General features: G+C 31.7%; 24 protein-coding genes. 14 read left to right on the top strand and 10 right to left on the bottom strand.

Annotation, left to right across the window (positions count from 1 at the left end):
* Positions 1-585: ABC-ATPase domain-containing protein (locus KA867_RS04670; RefSeq protein WP_245355910.1), on the top strand; the 585-nt coding region annotated here is incomplete at its 5' end.
* Positions 586-764: 179 nt separating this feature from the next.
* Here KA867_RS04670 and KA867_RS04665 read toward each other — a convergent pair.
* From KA867_RS04665 to lqo, 3 genes are all read right to left on the bottom strand, one after another.
* Positions 765-974 (bottom strand): helix-turn-helix domain-containing protein, encoded by a 210-nt coding sequence (locus KA867_RS04665; protein WP_210137167.1) that lies wholly within the window; start codon positions 972-974, stop codon positions 765-767.
* A 143-nt stretch (positions 975-1,117) separates the two neighbouring features.
* Positions 1,118-1,219: an SE2200 family small protein gene (locus KA867_RS04660; RefSeq protein WP_019469251.1), complete on the bottom strand. Its 102-nt coding sequence runs from the start codon at positions 1,217-1,219 to the stop codon at positions 1,118-1,120.
* Between the two features lie 225 nt (positions 1,220-1,444).
* On the bottom strand, positions 1,445-2,935 hold the full coding sequence (gene lqo / locus KA867_RS04655; protein WP_119535479.1) for an L-lactate dehydrogenase (quinone): 1,491 nt from the start codon (positions 2,933-2,935) through the stop codon (positions 1,445-1,447).
* Positions 2,936-3,436: 501 nt separating this feature from the next.
* On the opposite strand from lqo, the gene fadH reads away from it, so the two are divergent.
* Positions 3,437-4,201 (top strand): 2,4-dienoyl-CoA reductase, encoded by a 765-nt coding sequence (fadH, locus tag KA867_RS04650; protein ID WP_210137166.1) that lies wholly within the window; start codon positions 3,437-3,439, stop codon positions 4,199-4,201.
* A gap of 154 nt (positions 4,202-4,355) precedes the next feature.
* Here the strand turns inward: fadH and KA867_RS04645 are convergent, their stop codons facing one another.
* Positions 4,356-5,882, bottom strand: a complete 1,527-nt coding sequence (locus KA867_RS04645) for an SLC13 family permease (protein ID WP_210137165.1) — start codon at positions 5,880-5,882, stop codon at positions 4,356-4,358.
* A 299-nt stretch (positions 5,883-6,181) separates the two neighbouring features.
* Here KA867_RS04645 and KA867_RS04640 point away from each other — a divergent pair, with 299 nt between their 5' ends.
* Together KA867_RS04640 and KA867_RS04635 are read left to right on the top strand one after the other, a co-directional pair.
* On the top strand, positions 6,182-6,688 hold the full coding sequence (locus KA867_RS04640) for a YfiT family bacillithiol transferase (protein WP_210137164.1): 507 nt from the start codon (positions 6,182-6,184) through the stop codon (positions 6,686-6,688).
* 390 nt (positions 6,689-7,078) lie between these two features.
* Complete coding sequence (locus tag KA867_RS04635; protein ID WP_119535476.1) at positions 7,079-7,741, top strand: transglycosylase family protein; 663 nt, start codon at positions 7,079-7,081, stop codon at positions 7,739-7,741.
* A gap of 131 nt (positions 7,742-7,872) precedes the next feature.
* Here KA867_RS04635 and KA867_RS04630 read toward each other — a convergent pair whose 3' ends face one another.
* Complete coding sequence (locus KA867_RS04630) at positions 7,873-8,541, bottom strand: RluA family pseudouridine synthase (protein ID WP_210137163.1); 669 nt, start codon at positions 8,539-8,541, stop codon at positions 7,873-7,875.
* Positions 8,542-8,979: 438 nt separating this feature from the next.
* Between KA867_RS04630 and KA867_RS04625 the strand changes: the two genes are divergently transcribed.
* The 3 genes from KA867_RS04625 (at position 8,980) to KA867_RS04615 (ending at position 12,199) form a co-directional block, all read left to right on the top strand.
* The gene (locus KA867_RS04625; RefSeq protein WP_210137162.1) at positions 8,980-9,708 is read left to right on the top strand and encodes a transglycosylase family protein; all 729 of its coding nucleotides are present in this window, start codon (positions 8,980-8,982) and stop codon (positions 9,706-9,708) included.
* Positions 9,709-10,278: 570 nt separating this feature from the next.
* Positions 10,279-10,989, top strand: a complete 711-nt coding sequence (locus KA867_RS04620; RefSeq protein WP_210137161.1) for a transglycosylase family protein — start codon at positions 10,279-10,281, stop codon at positions 10,987-10,989.
* 370 nt (positions 10,990-11,359) lie between these two features.
* A complete protein-coding gene (locus tag KA867_RS04615; protein WP_210137160.1) occupies positions 11,360-12,199 on the top strand; it encodes a YitT family protein in 840 nt (279 codons plus the stop codon).
* Positions 12,200-12,556: 357 nt separating this feature from the next.
* Here the strand turns inward: KA867_RS04615 and trhO are convergent, their stop codons facing one another.
* Positions 12,557-13,504 carry an oxygen-dependent tRNA uridine(34) hydroxylase TrhO gene (gene trhO, locus KA867_RS04610; RefSeq protein ID WP_210137159.1) on the bottom strand — a complete coding sequence of 316 codons (948 nt, stop codon included), beginning with the start codon at positions 13,502-13,504 and terminating at the stop codon, positions 12,557-12,559.
* A gap of 297 nt (positions 13,505-13,801) precedes the next feature.
* On the bottom strand, positions 13,802-14,020 hold the full coding sequence (locus KA867_RS04605; RefSeq protein ID WP_040030347.1) for a hypothetical protein: 219 nt from the start codon (positions 14,018-14,020) through the stop codon (positions 13,802-13,804).
* Between the two features lie 136 nt (positions 14,021-14,156).
* Between KA867_RS04605 and KA867_RS04600 the strand changes: the two genes are divergently transcribed.
* The gene (locus KA867_RS04600; protein ID WP_210137158.1) at positions 14,157-14,627 is read left to right on the top strand and encodes a peptide-methionine (S)-S-oxide reductase; all 471 of its coding nucleotides are present in this window, start codon (positions 14,157-14,159) and stop codon (positions 14,625-14,627) included.
* A gap of 101 nt (positions 14,628-14,728) precedes the next feature.
* On the opposite strand, the gene KA867_RS04595 is transcribed toward KA867_RS04600, so the two are convergent.
* Complete coding sequence (locus KA867_RS04595; protein WP_210137157.1) at positions 14,729-15,946, bottom strand: metal-dependent hydrolase family protein; 1,218 nt, start codon at positions 15,944-15,946, stop codon at positions 14,729-14,731.
* 12 nt (positions 15,947-15,958) lie between these two features.
* Entirely contained in the window at positions 15,959-17,137 is a 1,179-nt protein-coding gene (locus KA867_RS04590; protein ID WP_210137156.1) for a hypothetical protein, read from the bottom strand.
* Positions 17,138-17,445: 308 nt separating this feature from the next.
* Between KA867_RS04590 and KA867_RS04585 the strand changes: the two genes are divergently transcribed.
* The 3 genes from KA867_RS04585 (at position 17,446) to KA867_RS04575 (ending at position 20,041) form a co-directional block, all read left to right on the top strand.
* Positions 17,446-18,879, top strand: a complete 1,434-nt coding sequence (locus tag KA867_RS04585; protein ID WP_210137155.1) for a YhgE/Pip domain-containing protein — start codon at positions 17,446-17,448, stop codon at positions 18,877-18,879.
* Positions 18,880-18,900: 21 nt separating this feature from the next.
* Positions 18,901-19,353 carry a MarR family winged helix-turn-helix transcriptional regulator gene (locus tag KA867_RS04580; RefSeq protein WP_210137154.1) on the top strand — a complete coding sequence of 151 codons (453 nt, stop codon included), beginning with the start codon at positions 18,901-18,903 and terminating at the stop codon, positions 19,351-19,353.
* Between the two features lie 121 nt (positions 19,354-19,474).
* Positions 19,475-20,041, top strand: a complete 567-nt coding sequence (locus KA867_RS04575) for a DUF4064 domain-containing protein (RefSeq protein WP_210137153.1) — start codon at positions 19,475-19,477, stop codon at positions 20,039-20,041.
* A 49-nt stretch (positions 20,042-20,090) separates the two neighbouring features.
* Here the strand turns inward: KA867_RS04575 and KA867_RS04570 are convergent, their stop codons facing one another.
* A complete protein-coding gene (locus KA867_RS04570; RefSeq protein ID WP_210137152.1) occupies positions 20,091-20,912 on the bottom strand; it encodes an AraC family transcriptional regulator in 822 nt (273 codons plus the stop codon).
* A gap of 642 nt (positions 20,913-21,554) precedes the next feature.
* On the opposite strand from KA867_RS04570, the gene KA867_RS04565 reads away from it, so the two are divergent.
* From KA867_RS04565 to xylB, 3 genes are all read left to right on the top strand, one after another.
* A complete protein-coding gene (locus tag KA867_RS04565) occupies positions 21,555-21,725 on the top strand; it encodes a hypothetical protein (RefSeq protein ID WP_210137179.1) in 171 nt (56 codons plus the stop codon).
* Positions 21,726-22,012: 287 nt separating this feature from the next.
* Entirely contained in the window at positions 22,013-22,936 is a 924-nt protein-coding gene (locus KA867_RS04560; RefSeq protein ID WP_210137151.1) for an AEC family transporter, read from the top strand.
* A 326-nt stretch (positions 22,937-23,262) separates the two neighbouring features.
* Positions 23,263-24,750, top strand: a complete 1,488-nt coding sequence (xylB, locus tag KA867_RS04555) for a xylulokinase (protein WP_210137150.1) — start codon at positions 23,263-23,265, stop codon at positions 24,748-24,750.
* Positions 24,751-24,775 lie beyond the last annotated feature (25 nt).

The following is a 24,775-nucleotide window of genomic DNA, read 5'->3' as shown; positions in this document are numbered from 1 at the left end:
ATTCAACTTTGCAACAGAACCGTAAAATCTCTATACCATGATTATCATGTTTCAACAATTCTAATTGTAGGAGGCTCTGGTGATTACTTCGATGTGGCTGATCAAGTATTAATGATGGATGAATATGTATTAAAAGACGTTACTCGTAAAGCTAAAGCAATTGCTAGCGAAGATAGTCGTTCAAAAGATGAAGCGTCACTATGCCAATTCGGACAAACTTCGCAAAGAATACCACTGAAATCTAGTTTTTCAAATAAAGGTAAAGAACGGCGTTTTAAAGTAAAAGGTATGCATACGATTTTATATGGTAAAGAAGGAATCAATATTTCAGGATTAGAACAACTTGTTGATGCCAGCCAAACAAATTGCATAGCAACTATGATAGATTATTATCAAAGTAATTTGTTGAATGAACAAGATACGATATCTCAAGCAGCTGATAAAATTTTTGATTTGATTAGTGAAAAGGGGTTAGATATCATTTCGCCGCACCAAGGACATCCTGGTAATTTAGCATTGCCGAGAAAACAAGAATTCTGTGGTGCACTCAATCGCTATAGAGGATTAAATATTAAAACATATTAAAAAACAGGGGTGGAACAAGTAATAAGTAAGTTCCACTCCTGTTTTCTGTTTCAATATAATCTTAGACGCCCGGTTAGTCTGAACTAATACAAACGGGAGTCTGACTGCTATGTGGGATTAAGCCAAGGGTTTAACTATGATCAATATAAGATGACTTGTCAATTTAAATAAATTTTGGTTTACTCCTCAGACTCTGTGTATTCTATAATGTCTGCAGGCTGACAATCGAGCGCTTTACATATGGCATCTAATGTTGAAAAACGTATTGCTTTTGCTTTGCCTGTTTTCAAATTCGATAAATTTGCTACAGTAATATCAATTTCATTTGCTAAATCACTGAGTTTCTTTTTTCTATCGGCTAATATTCGATCTAATCTAACTACAATCATTTATCTAATCTCCTAAACGGTATAATCAAACTCATCCTGTAAGAATGCACCATATTTAAAAACATTTATAATCGTATTTTTATATAACAATAATAAAAAAGCCAACATAGGTAAGTTATACCTTTGTTGGCTTACATAATTTATTAATATTCAATATTTGGTGCTTTGTTTACATGTTGTTGGTAACGTTTAAGACCTGCAAATGCTAATGCGCCTACAGCCACAACAATTAATAATTTTTTCATACATTTCGCTCCTTTAAGTGAATCAATGATAACAAAGTATTTCTAAAAAATACCAATGAAACAAAGATTAAAGAACCAATAAACATTTAGTAATGATAAAATTTTTCAAAACACATCTTGAAAGATGTGTTTTGAAAATAAACTATTATTGTAGGTTCATAAATAAGTGTTTAACACTATCTTAATCTCAGTTCACTTTAATTTTACACTTAAGCAATCAAAAATTTATTCGTAATAATTTAATTCAAGATCTTTTGAAGTTTGTTGACGTGTTTTTCTCATTAAATCAACATCTTCAATTAATGATTTACCATATGAAGGAATCATTTTTTTGATCTTAGGTTCCCAATCATTTTTATATTCAGAGAAGTTTTTCTCTAATACTTCTAATGCAACAGATACAGATGTTGATGCTCCTGGTGATTCACCAAGTAATGCAATTACAGAATGATCTTCAGAGTTTACAACTTCTGTTCCGAATTGGATGAAGCCTTTACCATATTCTTCAGTATCTTTAATCACTTGAACACGTTTACCAGCAGTATATAATTGCCAATCTTCATCGCGTGCTTCTGGATAGAAAGTACGTAAGTGGTTCATACAACCTTCTTTTGTCATTAAAATTTGGTCAAATGAATATTTAAGTAGCGGTAAGTTTTTCGCTGCCGCTGCTAATAATGTTGTGATGTTACTTGGTTTAACAGATTTAAATAAATCTAAGTTTGAACCATATTTTAAGAATTTAGGACCAATACTTGCGAACGGTCCAAATAATAATGTTTTTTGGCCATTAATGAAACGTGTGTCTAAATGTGGCACAGTCATTGGTGGTGTGCCTGGTGGTTCTTTACCATACACTTTGGCACCATGTTCTTCAATCACATTTGGATTTGTACATGTTAAGAATTGACCTGTGATAGGGAATCCACCTAAGTTTTTACTTTCAGGGATACCTGTTTTTTGTAGTAATGGGATAGCAGCACCACCAGCGCCGATAAATACATAATCAGCTAACTGAGTTTGTGTTTCACCAGTATTTGCGTTACGGATTTGAACTTCCCATTTACCATCGTTACGACGATTGAAATCAAGTACTTCGTGATGGTATTGAACTTCTACTTTTGGATTTTTTTCAAGGTTTCTCGCCATTTTACGAGTTAATTCACCAAAGTTTACGTCAGTACCTTCATTAATTTTGCTGGCAGCCATAATGTCGCTTGCGCTATGACCTTGCATCATTAATGGAATCCATTTTCTCATTTCTTCAATGTCTTCAGTATATTCGATGTTATCGAACATAGGGAAGTTTTTCATTTTTTCATAACGGTCTTTTAAAAATTTAACGTTATTTTTACCTCTTACAAAACTAATGTGTGGTAATGGATGAATGAATTCTCTAGGGTTTTCGATATAGTTATTTTTAACTAAATAGCCCCAGAATTGTTTAGAGATTTCAAATTCTTCATTAATCTCTTTTGCTTTTTCAATATCAATTGAACCATCAGGTTGTTGAACCGTATAGTTCAATTCACAAAGTGCAGCATGTCCTGTACCTGCGTTATGACGTTCGTTTGAGCTTTCGTCACCAGGACGATCTAAACGTTCGTATAGTTTAATGTTCCAATTTGGTTCAAGCTCATTAAGCATAGAACCAAAAGTAGTACTTAATACACCGGCGCCAATAAGAATGACGTCTTTTGACTCAGTTTTAGCCATAGTTCCTCACCTTTCATTCTTAATAACATCAGTAACAAATTGTCATACTTTGTCACTCATCTTATGTCTTTATTTACTATTATATTACGCGATTCTCACATGTAAAAATACATATTAATCATATAACACATTCCTATTTGGAATATGTGAGCATACTTATAATAATTTACCCTATATTTCAAGTATAAATCATTAAAGTAAATAATAAAAACTATTACATAGTAATATTACATTAAAGTTTCTATCAATTTCAATTATATATATCTTAATCAAATATAAAAGGGTTAGAAATAAAAATTAGGGTCTTAATTGTGTTTATGAACTTGTTTTTATCAATCCACTTATTAAATAAGTAAAATGTTTCATATGAAACATAGATATAAAATGATGTTTATCCATCATAGGTCTTTATCATTTTATAAGAAAAATCGGGGAAACTTTGTTATACTTATCAATAAAATGTAAGCGCTTACGAATTTAAAGGGTAAAGGAGACGCTATAATGAAAGATAAAGTGGTAATGGTTACAGGTGGAAGTAGTGGTATGGGGAAAGCAATGGCGAAACGATTTGCTGAAGAAGGTGCGAATGTCGTTATAACAGGTAGATCGTTAGAACGTTTAGAAGCAACTAAAAAGGAAATCGAACAGCGAGAAGGACAAATTTTATGCATTGATATGGATGTTCGTGATGTTGAACGCGTACAATATACAGTGGATGAAGCCATTCATACTTTTGGAAAGATAGATGGTTTGGTAAATAACGCAGCTGGCAACTTTATATGTGCTGCAGAAGAACTAACGACGAATGGTTGGAATTCTGTCGTAGATATTGTGTTAAATGGTACTTGGCATTGCACACAGGCTGTTGGGAAAAAATGGATTGAACAAGGCCATCATGGACGTATTATCAATATGGTAGCAACTTATGCTTGGCGTTCAGGGCCAGGTGTTGTACATTCTGCTAGTGCAAAAGCGGGTGTGTTGGCTATGACAAGAACGCTCGCTGTAGAGTGGGGTTCAAAGTATGGCATTGCCGTAAATGCTATTGCTCCAGGCCCTATAGATAATACAGGAGGCTCTGGAAAACTTAGTTTGTCGGAAGACGCACGCCAACAAACATTGGATAGCGTACCATTAGGTCGCATGGGCCAGCCAGAAGAAATTGCAGGATTAGCTAAGTTTTTATTTTCGGAAGAAGCCAATTACATTAATGGTGCTTGTATGACAATGGACGGGGGTCAATGGCTTAATCAAAACGCGTTTTAACAAAATAGAGTGTTTGTATCATTTTATATAGCATTTATTAATATTAACAGGCTGTGACAAATTAATTGTCTCAGCCTGTTATTCATTATAATGGTTCATTCACTCAAAAATGTTAGTAATGTCGAGATTATTATAGAAAATAATACTTTTTGCATTAAATTAATCCGAGCCAATGCCAATAAGTAGCACTAAATAAAATAATTAGTAAATAGCCGATAACGGTTATAGGTATACCTGCTTTTAAAAAATCTTTAACAGTAAATGTTTCTGTGCCATAGGCCAACATTGATTGTGGTGAGCTTACGGGCAATAAGAAACCAAAGCTGATAACGAATTGCTGTATGAGTACAAATCCAATAGACTGATTTCCTAAGTCTAACGTTGTGGTTAGTGAAATAAATACTGGTATTAGCGCTGATGCTAAGCTTGTTGCACTTGCAAAACCTAAGTGTATTAAAATATTGAATAGCGCAATTAATGCAATTGTTACTAAAAGGGGATAGTGATTTAAACCCATGATACCAAAGGTTTGATCACTCAACCATTGGGCGGCTGTGGTTTTTAATAGGACATTTCCTAAAGATATGCCCACGCCAAATACAATAATTGTTCCCCAAGGTATACGACTTTCAGCTTCTTTCCAGGACATGACACCAATTTTAGGAGTTAACATAATAGCCAACGCTAATAAAATGATTGAAGATGAATCAATAGGATGTAATATCTTTTCGGTAGACCAAAGTATTAATAAAATGATAGATATGCCAATTAGTCGCCATTCTTTAGAAGTTATAGGTCCCATAGCTTTTAACTGTTGCTGAATTAATGATTTGCCTCCTGAAAGTTCTTTTTCTTCTGGGGGCATGACTTTAAGCATGATAAAATAAAGCGCAATTGACATTAACATAGACCATGGCCCAGCATATAAGAACCACTGTCCCCACGATATATCAGTATTTAACTGATCATTGATAAAGTTAATTGCGACAATGTTTTGTGCAGCTGCCGTTTTAATACCAATATTCCAAATAGAAACTGCTTGTACAGCTGTGATAACTAAAAGTCCAGCTAATTTACTTTGTTTAGCAACGCCGAATGCTGTTATCATTCCTAATAATATAGGAATAACAGCACCTGCTCGTGCAGTAGCAGAGGGAACGAAAAATGCTAAAAAAATTGCTACTAATATCGTTCCAATCACGATACGATTTGTCTTATTACCTGCCACGGAAAGTACAATTAGTGCAAGTCTTTTATGAAGTTGTGTAATTTTCATAGCTGTTGCTAAAAAAAGAGCAGCTGCAACTAAAGCTAATGCACTGGTAGAAAATCCACTAAATGCAAGTTTTAAAGCATTACCTGTTCCGAAAAGTGAATCTCCTTTCAATATTTCACCATTTGACTGAGGATAGCCTAGCGATTCAGATAAATTTTGCACCGGACTGAAACCTATTAATAGAATAATGAGTCCAACAATCATGACCGCGGAAACTGGATAAGTCACTGCTTCAGTAACCCATAATATGACTGCAAATAGCAATATTGCTAATGCACTTTTAGCCATAAGCGGTAAACTTTCTGGTGTAGGCAATAACAAAATAGCGATTAAAATAATCATACTTGTGATTAACCAAAATGGCTTGAAATTAGATGTAGACTTAGTAGATGAAATTTTACTCATAAATTTCCACTCCCTTGTTAAATCCTTCACAATAATATTACAAATTTTATTAAGTTGTATCATTATAATTTAGGAAAGTTCATAAAAATTTACTAATTATGCATTTGTCACTTCACTAATATTATAAGTTTTATGGTAATAACTAGGGAGAATGATATTGTTATGAATATGAGCAGCTTCATTCCTAGCTGTTAGAATAAATAGTATGAAAGTTTAAATAGTCATAAATAGGCAATAGCAGTACTAATGGAAAATTAAAAATGCTATTAAATATTTAATAAATAAAAAAGGTGATTAATATGGATGTTAGATTTCCAATTGGTGAATTAGAAGTGCCAAATAAAGTAACATTAGACGATATCCAAAAATGGCTTAGCGAAATTGAGTCGTATGCATATAGACTGAGACAAACTGTAGCTCATTTAAATGATGAAGCGTTAAACAAGCAATATCGAGACAAAAGTTGGACTGTGCGACAACTCGTTCATCATATAGCAGACTCCCAATTAAATATGTTTCAACGCTTAAAATTGGCGCTAACAGATACGAATCCAGTTGTGGATCCTTTTATTCAAGATGAGTGGGCAAAACTTGCTGATAGTCAACTGCCTATAGAATGTTCCCTCAAAACGTTAGAAGGTATAAATGAACGTATTTTAGCTATTGGCAATCATTTAACAGAAAGTGATTTGAGTCGTACATTTACATTAAAAGGAAGCGGAGAAATATCTGTTGCTACTAAAGTTGCTAAATTAGCTTGGCACGAAGAACATCATTTAGCACATATTAAAATAGCATTATCATAATGAATATAATGGTAAGACCGTTCAATATTAATCATTGAACGGTTTTTTAAATATATACAATAGCAAACTGACTAACTAGGATAATTGTCACACTAATTACAATTATGTTACAGAAAAAATAAGTTTAAAAAGTACTTTATTCACTTTAGTAATAGGTTTTTTTACAAAATATCTTTTAATTTTCATTCAATTTTATGTAATTATTATGTAAAATGTACGGGGGTTTTTTAATTTCGCTGTAACCTACAAAGTTTTTAGGGATGATATAGTATTTACTGGAAATTGGTTGAAACAGCATTGAATTTTACAAAAAATAGTTGGTTTCAATATCACAGTAAAAATAAATCTTAAAAATATAAAAAACAAACTTGTAGGAGGATTTAATCAAAAATGAAAAAAACAGTATTAGCTTCAACATTAGCAGTAGGATTAGGTGTAACAGGATTCGCAGCAGGTAACTCAGCTGACGCAGCAGAACAAGGTGTAGATAAAGCAGAATTAGCAAACTTAGCTCAATCTAACCCAGAACAATTAAATGCAGCACCAGTACAAGAAGGTTCATATAGTTATAACTTTAATTACAATGGCTTAAACTATAATTTTGAATCAAATGGACAAACTTGGTCTTGGAGTTATGGTGAAGGTTCAAGCGCTAACGCTTCAACTGTTGAACAACCACAACAAACACAAACTGAGCAACCAGCTCAACAAACTGCACCACAAACTGAACAAACACAACAACCACAACAAGAAGCAACTACAAAAGCTTCAACTCAATCATCAAGCTCAAATGAAGCTTCAAGTGGTTCTTCAGTAAACGTTAATTCACATTTACAAGCAATCGCGCAACGTGAATCAGGTGGCGACTTAAAAGCTGTTAACCCATCATCAGGTGCAGCAGGTAAATATCAATTCTTACAAAGTACTTGGGATTCAGTAGCACCAGCTGAATATAAAGGTGTATCTCCAACAGAAGCACCAGAATCAGTACAAGATGCTGCAGCTGTAAAACTTTATAATGAAGTTGGCGCTTCACAATGGGTTACTGCATAATCTGAAGTATAATTTTAATTGAAAATATAAGTGTAAAACACTAATAAAAGCTATGAAGGAATCTTTTAGTAGAGATTCTTTCATAGCTTTTTTAATATATTGGATAAATTTACAGTTATTTAAGAAGTAAGTTATATAAAATCATTCCAAATACCTTTATTTGGAGTCGAAGTTACAGAAATGATTTCATCTTTAGTGGGATGTTTGACGCTGAGTTTTGATGCCCAAAGTGCAATTTGTCGCCCGGGCTTATTAAATTTCTGGCCGTATTTTTGATCACCATATAATGGTAGGTTTTGATTTGCGAATTGTACTCTAATTTGATGTGAACGACCTGTTTTCAATTGGATTTGAACCAAGGTTTTATCGTTAATTGTTTTGATAACTTTATAATTCAAAATTGCCTCTTTAGCATCTTTTTTCTTGGCATCAACTGCATAAACAATATTTTTATTTCTATCTTTCCATAAATAGTCACGAAGTTCACCTTCTTTTTTTGAAGGTATACCATGAGTAATTGCTAGATATGTTCTATTTAATTTTTGTTTTCTAAGTTCATTAGATAACCTAGAGGCTGCTTTGGATGTTTTAGCGAAAACGATTGTACCTCCAACAGGCCGATCAAGGCGATGCACGAGTCCAAGGTATACATTTCCCGGTTTATTATATTGAACTTTTATGTAATTTTTTAAAATGGACAACAAGTCCTGATCTCTTGAGTTATCTTCTTGTACAGGAACATTGGTTGGTTTCTCTACCATTAATAAATGGTTATCTTCATAAAGAATATTGTCGAACATTTAATTCCTCCAACATTTTATGTATTGATAGATTTTCATGAATATTAAAATGAAATTATTAAAATTAAACCAAATTAATATATTATCAGTGGTTAGATATAAATTCAATCTTTCTTATATTTAAAAGCCATAAAACATAACCATTTATAATGATATAAGTGAATATTATTTTCGCACTAATTACATAAGTATTACATATTTATAAAAGCAATATTATATTTCATGGTTGATGTGCTGGTTTTTTGAATGGAATTGAAGTAAGTATTTAATGTAATTGGGGTGTAAAAATTCTAGATATTTTTTAACTTCACTGTAACCCACAAGCTTTTTTAAGATGTTACAGTAGGGATTAGCAAATTTGATAAAAGTAATTTTGCAAAACAGAAAACACAAATTTAAATATTTAAAAGTATAATCTCTTAGGAGGATTTATTAATAATGAAAAAAACAGTATTAGCTTCAACATTAGCAGTAGGACTTGGCGTAACAGGAATCGCAGCAGGAAATTCAGCAGATGCGTCTAAACAAGGTATCGATCAAGCACAATTAGCGCAACAAGCACAAAACAATCCACAACAATTGAATGCTGAGCCAATACACGAAGGTGCTTATAACTATAACTTTAATCAAGATAATTTAAATTATAACTTTGAATCTGATGGCACATATTGGTCATGGAGTTATGGTGAAGGTTCAAACGGATCAAATGATGCATCAGCACAATCAACAAGTGATGCAGGACAACAAGAACAAGCACCACAAACTCAACAACAAACACAAGAACAAGCACAACCACAACAAGCTTCATCAGAACAACCAGCACAAGAACAAGCACCTCAAACTGAGCAAACACAACAACCACAACAAGAATCAGCTTCATCACAACAATCAACAGATAGCTCAAGTGAAGCATCAAGTGGTTCATCAGTAGAAGTAAACGATCACTTGAAACAAATTGCACAACGTGAATCAGGTGGCGACCTTAAAGCTGTTAACCCATCTTCAGGTGCAGCAGGTAAATACCAATTCTTACAAAGCACTTGGGATTCAGTAGCACCAGATGAGTATAAAGGTCAATCACCAACAGAAGCACCAGAATCAGTACAAGACCAAGCAGCAATGGATTTATATGAATCTGAAGGTGCTTCACAGTGGGTTACTGCTTAATTTATTAAAAGTTTAATTTTAAAACATTAATATATACGCATAGAAAGTGTGAGATATAAAGCTCATTCTTTAATTAAAGGACTAATCCGTGAAGAACATGGATTAGTCCTTTTTATATTGAGAAAAAACATATACTTTCAAAAGCAATAGAGATGTTTTTGAAAAATTAATAGAAAGCATTAAATTGATAGTAAAAAACTATTTAAATAAACAATTAAAAAAATAAATTTTACAAAAATTGTCAACTTATTAAATGATGAACTAAATATTACAATACTTGAATAAAAAGTGTTTTTATTACAACCTCATTACAATAAAATAGAAAAAATAATGAGCCTTAAGACGATGGTGATAGTATTCTAATGTTTTTTGAACAGTGTAATAATAAACTTTTATGTCATGAGGACGTAAAAAATCTAACTGTTTTTTTAACTTCCCTGTAACCCACAAGTACTTTTTGGATGTTACAGTGGGAACTAGCAAATTTGATAAAAGTAATTTTGCAAAAAACGAAAACACAAATTAAAACATAAATTTAAAAGTATAATCTTTTGGGAGGATTTATTAATAATGAAAAAAACAGTATTAGCTTCAACATTAGCAGTAGGACTTGGCGTAACAGGAATCGCAGCAGGAAATTCAGCGGATGCATCTGAACAAGGTATTGATCAAGCACAATTAGCGCAACAAGCACAAAATAATCCACAACAATTGAATGCACAAGCATTACATGATGGTTCATATAATTATAATTTCAGTCAAAACGGCACAAATTATAATTTTGAATCTGATGGCACAAATTGGTCATGGAGCTATGGTGAAGGTTCAAACGGATCAGGTGAAACATCAGCACAATCAACAAATGATGCAGGGCAACAAGAACAAGCACCACAATCTCAAGGTCAAACACAACAAGCTTCATCAGAACAACCAGCACAAGAAAAAGCGCCTCAAACTGAGCAAACACAACAACCACAACAAGAAGCTGCTTCATCACAACAATCAACAGATAGTTCAAGTGAAGCATCAAGTGGTTCATCTGTAAATGTGAATGACCACTTGAAACAAATCGCGCAACGTGAATCTGGCGGCGACCTTAAAGCTGTTAACCCATCTTCAGGTGCAGCAGGTAAATATCAATTCTTACAAAGTACTTGGGATTCAGTAGCACCATCTGAATATAAAGGTGTATCTCCAACTGAAGCACCAGAATCAGTTCAAGACCAAGCAGCAATGGATTTATATGAATCTGCAGGTGCTTCACAATGGGTTACTGCATAATAAGGTAATATTCAATTTTAAAATATTATATCATCCATCCCTAGGTTCTTATTATAGAATCTGGGGATTTTTATTTTTTAAAGAAACATGCGTAATGATTGAATAAAGGCATAATATAAAGTATCTTTTGATAAATTTAAGTAAATATTATCTATCTATAAATAATCATAACCCGCTTACGTTGAAAAACTTACGTATTTTTATTATTATGTCTTCTGTATTAAAAAAATTATAGTTTGAAAATGTAATTCTGAAACTTTTTAGCTATTGCTAAGAAGTTTCTTTTTGTGTTGAAAGCAAAATGAACGAAGTATAGTTAAGAAATGGTGTTCAAAAATTTAATTCATCTATAGAAAGAGGTGTGGGTTCAATGGTATATAAAATTCATCTAAAAAATATTTGTTTTTGTCTTATAGGTACTTTTTTAATTGCAATAGGTGTTAATTCATTCGTTTTGGCTTCAAATTTAGGAGAAGGTGGCACAGTTGGTGTTTCTTTAAATCTTAAATATACTTTAGGTCTTTCTCCGGCATTGACGACGCTTATTATTAACATCATATTAATTGGTGTAGGGTGGAAATATTTAAGTAAAACAACTGCACTTTATACATTGATTACTGTGGTTGCGAGTTCATTTTTCTTAGGTGTTACTGAATCTTTTAATTTGAATTTAGAGTCAGATTTTATCAATACTATTTTTTCAGGAGTGTTAATTGGTATTGGTACAGGCTTTGTTATATCTGCCCGTAGTACATTGGGTGGTACTTCAGTTATTGCAAAAATCATAAACAAATATAGTGAAATTAAAACATCACAAGCATTATTTATTCTTGATTCATTGATTGTTTTATCTTTCTTACTCGTTTTACCTATTCAAAATGTACTTTATACAATTGTTATGCTATTTATCGTTGAAAAAAGTATGTCATTTGTCATAGAAGGATTTAATCCTAAAAAAGCAATTACTATTATTTCAGATTTTAACGCGAACATTAGTAAGCAAATTAATGAAGAAACAGGGCGTGGTTCCACACTGTTAAATGGTGTAGGAGGATATCAACAAAAAGAAACGAATGTACTTTACGTCGTTGTCCCTCAAAATCAGTTAGCTAGAATTAAAAAGATTGTAAACCGTCATGATGAAAATGCCTTTTTAGTCATCCATGATGTGCGAGATGTCCTAGGAAATGGATTTATGAAATTACAATAAGCATAGATAAGAAAATAATTGCTAATTAATTACAAAAGTTTGGAAATACCAGTCTTTCATTTATAAATAAGAGACTGGTATTTTTTATATTCTAGTTTGTTATAGGGAAAGTGTACTTCTAATATTAATTTTTAAAATAAAACGCGGGATAAAAAGATGACAATGGTCACTGTGAAAATACTGTATAATGTGGGAAATAATACAGTTAGTGCATGTAATTCTGGCAAGTTGTGCACCTAATAAAAGAAAAATGGCAATTTCTAAATAAAATTAGAAATTGCCATTTTTTAGTTAGCTTGATACAAATTAAAATCATAAAATATTTACATATAATTTCAATTTCAGCGCATACTTGAATTATACAAGTTGTTTAAAATTTTCCAGGCGTTTTGCCTTTTCTTCATCACTAATGTCATGTTTTTTAACATAGCGATTACTTTCATGTTCAGCACATTCATGACAACAAGCACCTAAATAACGTGCTTCATTTTCTTCAGATACTAAAATTTGACGGTTACATTCAGGGTTTGAACAATTGATGTAACGTTCACAAGGTGTACCGTCAAACCATTCTTTACCTACAACTGTTTTTTCAACTTGATTGACGTCTACACTAATACGTTCGTCAAATACATACATTTTACCGTCCCAATACTGACCTTTTGTTTCTGGATCTTTTCCATAAGTGGCGATACCACCTTCAAGCTGGCTTACGTCTTCAAAACCTTCTCTTAATAGATAACCGGAGAATTTCTCGCAGCGAATGCCACCAGTACAATAAGTAACGATTTTTTTGTCCATAAATTGATCTTTATTTTCTTTAATCCAGTCTGGTAAATCTCTAAAGCGAGTAATATTAGGTCGAATCGCACCGCGGAAATGTCCTAAATCATATTCATAATCATTACGCGCATCGATAACAATTGTGTCATCGTCAAATAAGGCTTCTTTAAACTCTTTAGGTGATAAATAATTACCAGTAAGTTCTTTAGGATTAACATCTTGTTCTAAATCTAATGCCACAATTTCTTTTCTAGGACGAACATGCATTTTTTTAAATGCGTGCCCCTCTGCTTCATCAATTTTGAAAGTAATTCCTTTGAATCTTTCATCTGATTGTAATGCATTCATATATTTGTCTGTTGCTTCAACTGTTCCGGAAACAGTGCCATTAATACCTTCAGTTGATACTAAGATACGTCCTTTAAGCTCTAAATCTTTACAAAAATCTAAATGTTCTGTAGCAAATGTTTCTGGGTCTTCAATATTTGTATATTTATAATACAATAGTACTCTGTAATCCATAATTCAATTCTCCTCTAAATTTTTTTCTGTTTATAATAGTTTTATATAAAATTAATAGTTTAATAGTATCGTGCGGCTACAATCTATAATGATATGATAAATGTATAGTTGTTATATGCTTTTATAAAAGGACGAAATTCTCCTCACTATATTGTAACAAAAAAGGAACAATATTCAATTTAAAAATTTTGTAAAACTAAATATTGTAAAAATTATTTTGGAGAATATTAGATTATTAATAAAAAACATGCTCTTTTCAAGTTTGTTATTGGCAATGAAAAGAGCATGTATATAAATTTATTTATTTTTATTGGTAAAGATAAGTGCAACTACTAAACTAATTGTACTGATTGCAAAGACAATATTCATAATAGAAAGCGTTTCTATAATCACTACATCTTTGCCTAATCGTTCAAAAGCATTTTGTTGCATTTCTTTTTCAGAATTAAAATCACTGTCGGTTCTTGAAGGCTTTTCTTCAATATCTTCTAATAATCTTTCTTTAACTTTAGGCATATAATACCTCCTTATTCTCTAATATAATTTTTCCCTATTAACAAAAAATAAATCATAAATATATGCGCATTTGCGTCATACGCTCGTGGTGTCTATACTTTTATTAAATAATGTTATTAAATCAGGAGGGGATAGAATGGAAACTGTATATTTAGCAGGAGGCTGTCTCTGGGGTGTTCAGGCATTCGTTAAGACATTACCAGGTGTTGTTCAAACAGAAGGTGGTAGGGCAAATGGTATTACGCATACGCTTGATGAAGCATACGACGGCTATGTAGAAGTCATTAAAACAACTTTTGATCCTGAAAAAGTGTCTGTTACTGATTTAATGGGGTATCTTTTTGAAATTATTGACCCTTACAGTGTAAACCAACAAGGCCAAGATATTGGTTTAAAATATAGAACCGGATTATATAGTGAAGATGAAAAACATTTAAAAGAAGCACAAGCATACATAGATGCAATTGAAGACCATCACCTTATTGCCATAGAGGTATTACCATTAACTAATTATGTTAAAAGCGCAGAAATACATCAAGACAGATTATCAAGATTTCCAAATGATTACTGTCATTTACCTAAAGCACTGGTTAATAAATATAAATAGTGACAAGACAAAGTGAATTTTAAATTAAAACCTCGTTGTATATCTTCAATCATTCTTTAGATATACAACGAGGCTTTGTTTTTAATATATAAAAGATATCATTATCTTTTCACAATTTCACCATCAATACCTACAATTTTAATATTATCAGGATTTTTTAATATTCCAATATGTTCTAAAGGATTATCTTCTACGATTATAAAGTCAGCTTTTTTGTCTGTTTCAATTGTACCTATTTCATTATCATAACCTAGACATTCTGCGGCAGTTTTAGTGGATGCTACTATAGCTTGCATTGGTGTCATACCATATTCAACCATTAACTCTAATTCACGTAAGTTGGTACCATGTTTAAATACACCAGCATCTGTGCCCATAGCGATTTTTACGCCTGCTTTTACAGCTTTAGTAAAACTTGTTGTATGTGCCTCTAAAACTTCTTTTGACTTTTTAACAGAGCTTTCAGACATACCAAGTTCATCTGCAAATTCAATAACTGAAACAGGTGCTAGTAAAGTCGGCACGAGAAAGATACCTTGTGTCTTCATTTTTTCGATTGCTTCATCATCTAGGTATATGCCATGTTCTATAGAATGAATACCTGCTGCGATACAATTTTTAACGCCTTGTAGGCCTTGCGCATGTGCCATAACTTTTCTATTACCTCTGAATTGTGCTTCTTCAACCATAACTTTAAGTTCTTCAATAGAAAATTGTGTGAAGTCTGGATGGTCTGTTGGACTTGTTACACCACCAGTTGCATGAACTTTGATTACATCTGCACCAGCACGTAACATTTCTCTTGCTTTCTTACGTACTTCTTCAACACCATCACAAATCCCTGTAGGTAAACCTGGATAATCTTCAATAAAACTTGGCATAGTTATACCAGATTTCGTTAATTTATCGCCATGGCCACCAGTAATTGTTAATGCATTGACACTAATTTGCATACGTGGTCCAAGTATCAAACCATTTTGTACAGCTTCTTTAATCCCTTGATCAGCACCAAGTGCATCACGTACGGTAGTGATACCGCAATCTACTGTACGTTTAAGATGATCTATAGCGCGATAGAATGTATAAGAAAATGGCGTAGCTAATTTGTCCGCCAACGGTCTCATTTCTTCCATAATATGAACATGACTATCTATCATGCCGGGTAATAAATATTTATCAGTACCATCGATGATTTCATGATTTGCATGGTTTAAATTTTGTCCAATAGTCTTAAAGCGATGATCTTGAATAATTACATCAACGTTTTGTTGAATAGCGTTACCAGTACCATCTATAAGGTTTATATTTTTTATAAGCATTTAAAATTCCTCCTAATTAATAAAATTCATAATAATACCTGTTAAAATCACGGAAGCTATCGTAACGGAAGTAAATCCACCTATTAACATAGGACTAAGTAATTCTTTGAAAAGTGCATCATGTTCTTTTTTGTTTTTGGCTAAACTACGACTCACTTCTTCACATAGCATGTAATCTCCAGGGAAACCATACAATGCAGTTAACGCCACTGGGAGTGCCTTCGTATATCGCCAACCAATCAGTTTTGCAGCAACTGCGCCTCCGATTAGAATACCTATCGTACCTATTAATAAAATGAGCAAGATAGCTGGTAGGTGATGCCATAAATCTTGTGGTGTGATATCTCCCATAGAACCGATGACAATCAGCATGATAATAACAAGAATTAAAGTAAATGACTTGTTTTTTTCTAATTCTGCTTGTTCAAATAAACCTAGTTTTAGCCCAACAATCCCAAAGAATAAACTGATAAGTGTAAAATGAATTGGCGTCACTTCTCCAATTAAAAAAGCTAAACTAGCTAATACAAACATAATAAATAATCTTAAAGTATTATTTTGTAAAATAGGATATTTATCATGTAAAGTATGTGCTGTTGATGTTTGAATTGCTGATGCTTCTTCATGAGTATCAGTTTGTAAATTTTTAGACTCTTGTTGTAAAAAGTGTTTACCGTAACGTTTCATGATTACAGAACTTAATGGTAATCCGATAACACCTTGTAGACCTTGCACAAGTGCTGGTAAAACAATTAAATAACTTAAATCTAATTCCTTTAACTTATCAATTGTAATTAGCAATGCAACAATACCACCTGATATTGGACCAACACCAGAAGCGGCAATACGAAAATCATAAACCAAAGATACGATGATTAAAATCATTGTTGTTGAGCCTATAATGCCGAAAAGTGAAATAATCACTGCCTTCCACTGTGTTTTTAACGTTGATAAAGGCATCATCGTTCCCATATGCATAATAGCAGGTGCTATTGCTAGTGCACCTAGTGAAGGTAAAATAGCTGAATCAAGAATATTTTCAGGAAATATACCTGCCCATTTAAGTAATAAAAAACTGACCATTGCAGTCAAAAGCATTGGCACGCGTGCTTTTGTTAATGTTGAAATAACTTCTCCCAAAGCAATTAACGCAAATAAAGCAGTTGCTGAAATAATAGGTTCACTCCACATGATAATTTCCCTCCCTAATTAAAGTGATAGTAAGTATCATAGCATTAATAAAGAGTAAAATTAACAGTAAATACAGAATTTTCAGAATATATTTTTGTTCAAAATCACCAAAGAAATTTTTGAGAAATAGGTTTGACATTTAATTTTAAGGAGCGTATGATATAAAAATGTACATGGGGTGTACTAATATGTTTTCACCCTTATAAATAGAAGGTCATGCGTGCTAAGCTAAGACAAATGTGTATTGTTTTAGTCTTTTTTAATTTATAGTACATGGGATGTACAATTAAAGGAAGGTAGTTGGAAAAATGTTGAATGAATTTAAATTTATATTTAAAAATAAAATGTTAGTGGTATCTTTAATTGCAATATCACTTATTTCATTGCTATATGTAGCCTTGTTTGTTGGTTCAATGTGGGATCCATACGATAAGACAGAAAATCTAAAAATATCTGTTGTAAACCACGATGAAAAAGCAACGCTTAATAATAAAGATATTACTATTGGCGATGATTTAGTAGATAAATTAAAAGATAATGATAAGTTTGATTTTCAAGTTGTTTCTGAAAAAGAAGCGAATAAGCAATTGAATAGAGGTGAAAGCGTAGGAACTATTATTGTTCCCAAAAATGCCTCATCAAATGCAACGACGATTTTAGATGAAAATCCTAAAAAAATAAATCTAGAAACCAAAGTAAATCCTGGTTCTAGTTATACAGGCAGTCAATCTGCAAATTCAGCTATTAATACAGTGACTGAATCTATAAAAGATAATATAAGATCTAACTACTTGAATGAATTATTTGCGAGTGCTAAAAAATCACAATCAGGTTACCAAGATACATCTGACGCATTAGGGCAAATGTCAGATGCAGAAACGCAACTTATTGATGGTAATCAACAAGTGACAGACGGAATTCAACAAATGGCACCAATGGTAGGCCAACCAGCTCAAAAATTATTATCTGGAAATCAACAGGTAACAGATGGGCTGAAAGAACTTCAAGCAAATAATGACGAACTAAAATCAAAAATTGATGATGCAGTTAGTCAACAAAATAATGTTTCATTTGAATCCGAAAATGAAAAGGCACTCAATGATGTTACAAAAGTAAATGAAAATAATCCGACGAATGCTGATGAATATGGTGCAACGATTGTTCCTTATATGGCAAGTGTAAGTTTATTTGTTGGTGCGCTATCGTTTAGTGCGATTTATCCATTGAGAAAAACGATTAATAAATCTACAACTTCAATGAGACAAGCTATAGGGAAATTTGCATTATATATCGTTCAGGGTGCGTTGTCTGCACTGTTCATGAGCAGTTGGGTATTGTTTGTGTTTAACATGTCAGTTGGTAATGTTTGGAAATTTATATTAGTAGGATTGTTATGGGCTATTGCAGCAATTACAATCACATCGTTCTTAACGTTATTCTTAGATAGAATAGGACTATTTATATCAATGATTCTTTTAATCTTACAATTAAGTGCAAGTGAAGGTATGTTCCCAATAGAACTTTCCGCAACGTTCTATAGATGGATACATCCATTTTCACCAATGTCTTATGCTATTCAAGGATACAGAGAAGCGATATTCACTAATGCAGGTCACTTTGATTTTGGATTTGTTGTAGCTTTACTTATCGGTATCATCATCGTAATGATGATTTTACAATATTTAGTTCTATTATGGTTCAATAAACGCGACAAGTTACCACTTTCTATCGAATTTAAGTAATTTATCAAGGGGGATAAGATTATGAATGATGTAGATGCATCGATTGAAAAAGCGATAACCAAATTTCAAATAGTGATGTTGTATTTAAACAAAGAAATTATTGAAATGGTGAACGAATCGTCTCTCACAAACTTACTTTCAAGAGAACAAATTGAAGCGATGAGAATTATTCAAACAAAAGGGCAAGTTACGATTAATGAGTTGGCTGGACTGCAAAATATATTTAAAACAGCTGCATCAAAAAGAATAGGTAAACTTGAAGAAATGGGTTATGTGCAAAGAGCACACTCAAATAATAAAAGAATAAAATTAGTTCAATTAAGCATAGAAGGTGAAACATTTTTAAAGCAAGCGACTTCTGCAATGACAGAATCAGTAAAAAATCGCTTAGGTAACCAATTTTCACTTGAAGAAATAGAAGATTTTGTAAATCAATTGGAACGAATTGATGAAGCTTTTAGAAAAAGTAAATAATTACCTAGGAAATTAAATGTGTTTTACATGGACTTGTAATAACAGGATGCGTATACTAAATGATATAATTTTAAATATACATTAACTAAAAACATAAATTTTCGATTAGGGGTGAACCATAATGAAAAGAACTGCTGAACGTATACTTGCCTGGATTGGTATTGGTATACAACTACTAGGCGTAATTGTACTTGCGATATTCTTACCATTAGTTGGAAATGGTGACAATAAAAATGCAATGATACAAGCAATGATGGAAGACGATAGTTCGATCACATATGAAAATGGAGAAGCGGTTATTAATATGTTAAGTGGGTTGGTAACTGCAGGACTTATATTATCTATTGTGTTACTTATAGTAGCAATCATCGGTGCAGTGTTAATTGGTAAAAAAGCAAAAGCTGCTGGTATTTTATTAATCATTGTTGGTGTTATTTCATTAATTGGTAATTGGATTACCGCAATATTGTGGTTAGTAGCAGGTATCATGTTACTTGTGAGAAAGCCACAAAAAGCTGTTTATAGTAGAGATAAAGAAGATGATGCAAATCCCTATATCAAAGATGGGTCACAGGTAAATGAACATAATAACTCATTTGTATTATCCGATGATCAAAAAGAGAACGAACAACAAAAAATCAAAGAAAATTATTCCGATACTGATGAGGATAATAAATATAAATATTAATTCGTAATCCAAGTTTGCCTTTGATAGGTAAACTTGGATTTTTTATATTTTATTCAGATTTAATCGTATCTAAAATTAATTGGAGCTGGTTATATAATTGATGTGGTTCTATCTTTGTATTTGTACCTTTAGAGTAATGTTGTTTTATAAAATCTTTAGGTGTCATTTGCATCACATTTTTGAAATCTCTCAAATAAGTATTGTACGAACGAAACCCATAATCTACCCAAATGGATTCACTATTACCATTCGTTAATAACTCTCTAGATAAACTATAGATTTTAACTTTTTTAATGTATTTGATTAACGAAATATTCATTTTTTTTGAAAATTCTCTGGATAAATAACTACTGTTTACGTAAAATTTTTGGGCTAGTAAATTAAGCGTTAATGGTTGTTTGTAATGTTGGTTAATATATTCTACAACATTTTTAATTAATTTATTTGAGTAAGTCAACTGTCCGTATATATTTGCTTGGGATGAATTGAGGTAATTGATTAATTTAATAACTCCGATGTCACCATTAAATGAATTGTTTTCTAAAATGTTTTTTAAAGTTGCAATATATGTTTCAGTGATCAATTTACTTAATTTATATTTTTCTAGAAAGTTTTCTTGATTGATTAGGGTGAAACGATGATAACTTAAATTATTTACTGAAATACAAGCAAGCATACCTTCTCGATGGATAATGAGGTTTTCTTCAAAATCATATACTACAAATACATCGCCTCGATGAAATATAAAATTTGATTTAACTTTTTGGAAATGAATCATACCTGAAATGACTAAATATATATTGGAAAAGTTAGGTGTATTTAAATGTTCTAATTTATCGCCTTCATCATAAATGATTTGGTTATAATTCATTAAACTCCTCCTTTCCTTAAATGTCAGCTAGTAAAATTGGAAATGATTTATAGTAAAATGAGAATCAGATTAAGTATTAAGGTATTGAGAGCGTGCACAATAAATTCATTCAGGAAATGTAGATATACTTGAATTTAATTTCATTTATTTAAATAGTACTCTTTTTAAATTTAATAAGTCAATTAATGTTGCGTAATTATAAAAAAATGAAATTCTAAAACTAAAAAAATGGATAATTTTTGCATCTGTTTATAATATATTCTATAATGGGCCGCTAAAATAGTAATAAATCCGAACAATTCGTGAATAATATTGAAGTACTAAATAATTGAAAGTATGTTCAGCATTTCATAATGAAATTGCCCTGGTAATTATCGTTATGATTTAGCAATATATCTAAGACTTTTAGATTTTATAAAAGATGCAATGTGAGCAACTAAAGTTACATTTTAGACAAATAAGCGAGCAAAAAGTAGTATGTCGAACACGAATTGGTGTAATATCAAGTAAAAAACGAATAGGGATAATTATTAAACTAAATTAAAATAGGTTGTTCTATTGAGGAAGGTAATAAAAACATGTAAATTGATAGTAAAGGTTAATATAGCCATTAAATTGAAATGAACGAATGAGGTGAGCTAAATGATGATGATGATTGGTATACTTACACCGCTATTAGTTGTTGGCTTTATAGTTATGTCAATTTTGGAAGAAAAAAAACGAAACAAAAGAAAGCAAGAAAATAATAGCGATGAACAAAAACAGATAAATAATACTACTAATAGCGATGAAAACAACCGAAAAGACGAATAACATATTTTCTTATTGTTATAAATCCTTTCTAAATAATAAAGCAAATCCATTAAATGATGTACAAATTAAAATACTGTAACCTTAGTAAAATTTAGAATTTTTATTGATACGATATAGGAGTTGAAATATGAAATTGATTTCTAATTTATCAATTTTTATTTCACTCCTAATTTTTATATTTTTAAAGTATACAAACAATATAGTTTTAAAAGTCAGGCATCTAAATTTAGCTTAAATACAAATGAATATGTCTAGTGTTAAAGTTTCTTACAAGGGAGTGTTCTAGGATGAGTGAAATGATTTATATATTACAGAGTGTATTGTTACCCATTTTTATAATGATAGTATTGGGATTTATCTTACAGAAAAAGTTCACTCTAGATTTAAAGACTTTAGCTAAATTAAATATCTATGTGTTTGTTCCAGGATTTATTTTTGTAAAATTTTATAAAACAAATTTTGAACTGCGCTTATTATTCTATATTGTAGTGTTTTTCATAATATACATAATATTTTTATATATAGTGGGAAAAGTTTTAACTTTAATAAACAAGAGGGATAAAGGTGAGGCTACAACGCTAACCAACAGTGTATTATTTTTTAATTCTGGAAACTATGGTGTACCAGTCAATGACCTAGTGTTCAAGGGTGATCCACTAGCGATGTCAGTACAAGTTATCGTTCTATCATTACAAAATATTTTCACTTTTTCATATGGTATTTTCGCAATACAGTCTGCACAAATTGGAAAATTAAAAGCGATGTTAGGTTATTTTAAAATGCCAGTATTATACGCCTTGCTATTTGCAATTATTTTAAATTATGCTGATATCCCTATACCGGAATTTATTTGGACGCCAGCGAATTATGTAGCAGATGCGATGATTGCAATTGCTTTAATTATGTTAGGCGCACAAATTGCCAATATAAACTTTACTTTCAAGTGGTCATTATCATATATTTTTATATTTGTACGCTTAGTGATTGGACCCGTCATCGCATTAATAATTATAAAAATCATGGGTATCGAAGGCGTGATTGCGCAAACATTGTTTATTGCCTCAGCAATGCCGACGTCAGTAAATAGTTCTGTGATTGCTCAGGAGTATGACAATCACCCAGAACTTGCAGCGGAACTTGTCTTTTTATCTACTTTATTAAGCTCAATTACTGTGGTGGTTGTTATTTACGCGTCTAAATTACTATTTTAGATACTTAAAAGGTTACATGCATTATCATTACTTATACTTTTATGCACTGAGAAAAAATGATATCTCGGTGCATTTTGTTTTAAATTTAATAAGTTTGTATGAACTCTAATGTATTTTAAAACATTGAAAACAGTATCATTGCATTTCTTAATATAAAAGGGTGAATCATTCATTGTTGTTGCTTGTTTGATGTATAAAAATTAAATTGAAAATATTTTCTTTATAAAGATAATTTTTATTTTCAAATATATTGTGCTATAAATATAACGTGAATGACATTGAAGATAAATAGTTTAAAAATAACTATAAATTAAAGGATGGTATATGTGAAAGAGATTGTATTAGGCATAGATATCGGTACAAGTTCTGTGAAAGCCATTGCTATTAATAAAAAAGGTGACGTTTTAGATGGTACTAGTGAACCTATCCATGTTATTAATCAACAAACAGGTTTTAGTGAACAAAATCCAGAAGACTGGTTTGAAGCCTCTAAAGATTGTATAAAGTACTTATTGAATTCAGAACAGTTAGCAGATATGAAGGTTAAAGGTATATCATTTTCTGGCCAAATGCATAGTTTAGTGTTGCTTGACCATCAATTTCAACCACTTAGAAATGCCATTTTATGGAATGATACAAGATCCACTTTTCAGTGTGAACAAATAAAACAACAATTTGGTGAATATGTCATGGATAATCCTGTTTTAGAAGGTTTTACATTAACGAAGTTGTTATGGGTTAAAGAAAATGAACCATTGATTTGGTCTGAAGCAAATGTATTTTTACTGCCTAAAGATTATGTGAGATTTAAATTCACAGATACGATAAATATGGAATATTCTGATGGATCAAGCACATTGTTAATGGATATAGCACATAAGTGTTGGAATAAAAATATTTGTGAATATTATGGTGTATACCAACTTTGTCCAAATTTAATTGAATCACAAGATTTTGTAGGGTACCTTAATAATTCAGTTGCAGATGAATTAGGTTTAGATAAAGATGTCGCAGTATATGCTGGAGGTGGTGACAATGCCTGTGGTGCATTAGGCGCAGGTGTTATTAGTGAGGGCGATACACTATGTAGTATTGGTACTTCTGGTGTTATATTAGCGTGTGATTCTGAGAATACAGGGACTTATGGTCACAATATACATCATTTTAATCATGTGCTCCCTCAAAAATCTTATGCAATGGGTGTTATATTAGCTGCAGGCGATAGTTTAAAATGGTTTCAAAAAAACATTATGCCAAGTTTAACTTATAGTCAAATTTTGGATGAAGCTAAACAATCTTCTCTGGGGAGTAATGGTTTAATATATGCGCCATATTTATCAGGAGAACGTACACCCCATGGTGATAGTCACATTAGAGGAAGTTTTATTGGGTTAAGTCATATGCATACTAATAAAGATATGGCTCGTGCTGTGATTGAAGGCATCACTTTTGCATTATATGAATCTTTCTATTATTTACGTGAAAACGATAAAAAAATTAAAGAAATAATTTCTATTGGTGGAGGAGCTAAAAGTGATTTTTGGCTTCAGTTACAAGCAGATATCTTTAACGCAAAAGTATATAAATTAAAACATGAAGAAGGACCGAGTATGGGTGCAGCGATGATAGCAGCAAAAGGTGTAGGGTGGTTTAATGATGTCGCTGAAATGGTTCAACAATTTATTCAATACGATAAAGTATTTGAACCCAGTTTAGAACATCATAAGCAATATATGAAATATTTTGCAATATACAAAAAAACTTACGATGAGACTAAAGAAATAACAAAGGAATTATTAAAAATATCTCACTAAAGTTATGATATAGTAGCAATCATGC

Origin of the sequence: Staphylococcus sp. GDH8C109P (assembly GCF_017893405.1) — a bacterium.
Classification (GTDB): Bacteria; Bacillota; Bacilli; order Staphylococcales; family Staphylococcaceae; genus Staphylococcus; species Staphylococcus cohnii.
This window is presented reverse-complemented; position numbering and strand designations above follow the sequence as displayed.